This is a genomic window from Pseudomonas sp. JV245A, from assembly GCF_032424515.1.
Lineage (GTDB): Bacteria > Pseudomonadota > Gammaproteobacteria > Pseudomonadales > Pseudomonadaceae > Aquipseudomonas > Aquipseudomonas protegens.
In genome coordinates this window covers 1-1075 of the sequence record NZ_VYKE01000411.1, presented here as the reverse complement: position 1 = coordinate 1075, position 1075 = coordinate 1, and the positions used below count along the sequence as shown (strand labels likewise).

The 1075-nt window shown below is 66.2% G+C and carries 1 protein-coding gene; it reads right to left on the bottom strand.

Annotated elements, in window-relative coordinates; all coding sequences use genetic code 11:
- Positions 1-19 precede the first annotated feature (19 nt).
- Positions 20-946: a LysR family transcriptional regulator gene (locus tag F6S12_RS32080; RefSeq protein WP_011058522.1), complete on the bottom strand. Its 927-nt coding sequence runs from the start codon at positions 944-946 to the stop codon at positions 20-22.
- Between the last annotated feature and the right edge of the window lie 129 nt (positions 947-1075).

The window sequence follows — 1075 nt, the reverse complement described above, 5'->3', positions numbered from 1 at the left end:
TTCGCCGGCAAGCCGGCTCCTACGAGGACGTCGGCTGGGCTTCTTGCCAGGTGGCCTGGCAGGAGGTGCGCAGGGTTTCGCGAAACCACTTGTGCGCCGGGTCCTTGTCGTAACGCGGATGCCAGGCCTGGGTCAAAACCAGGGTCGGCAGGGAAATCGGCAGCACGAACGAACGCAAGCGCAGGCCCAGGCGCGAGACGCTGAGCAGGGTTTCCTGGGGCACCGGCAAAATCAGGTCCGAATCCGGCAGCATGAACATGGCGGCGTGGAAGCTCGGGGCAATCAGCGGCACCCGGCGCTCCAGGCCCTGCTCGGCCAGGGCCGCATCGATAGGTCCACGGGCTATGCCCCGGCGAGACATGCTGATATGGGGAAACGCGGCAAAACGCTCGGCGGTGATGTCTTCGTCCAACAGCGGGTGGCCTTCGCGCACCAGGCCGACAAAAGCGGTGGTGAACAGGTTCTGCACCTTGACTTCCGGGGTCAGGGGCCGGGTGTTACTGATCCGCAGGTCGATCCTTCCCTCCCGCAGGGCCTCGTCATCGCCATCGCCTTCGGGCACGAAGCGCAGCTCGCACAAGGGCGCCTGACGCTCCAGGGTATCGATGAGGCGACCGCCATACACGCCGACGAAAAAATCGTTGGCGCGCACGTTGAAGCGCCGCTGCAGGGAACCCAGGTCGACCTTGTCCGCCGAGCGGAACACCAGCGCCGCCTGCTCCACTACATCGCGCACCTGGCTGCGCAGTTCCAGGGCCTTGGGGGTGGGCACCAGGCCCCGTCCGGCACGTACCAGCACCGGGTCGCCGAGGGCGTCGCGGATCCGCGTCAGGGTCCGGCTCATGGCCGCCGGGCTGAGGTTCATGCGCCGCGCCGCGCCCACCACGCTGCCCTCGTCGAGCAGGGCGTCGAGGGCCACCAGAAGGTTCATGTCCGGAAGTTGCATGCTGAGCACTCGTGACTGGTCAGGGATGATCCAGGCGCAATGCTAGCAGGCTTGGCGCCTAGGAAAATGAGGGAGATCAATCCTTACCCGTGAACCCACTAGCCGCGTAGGAGCCGGCTTGCCGGCGAA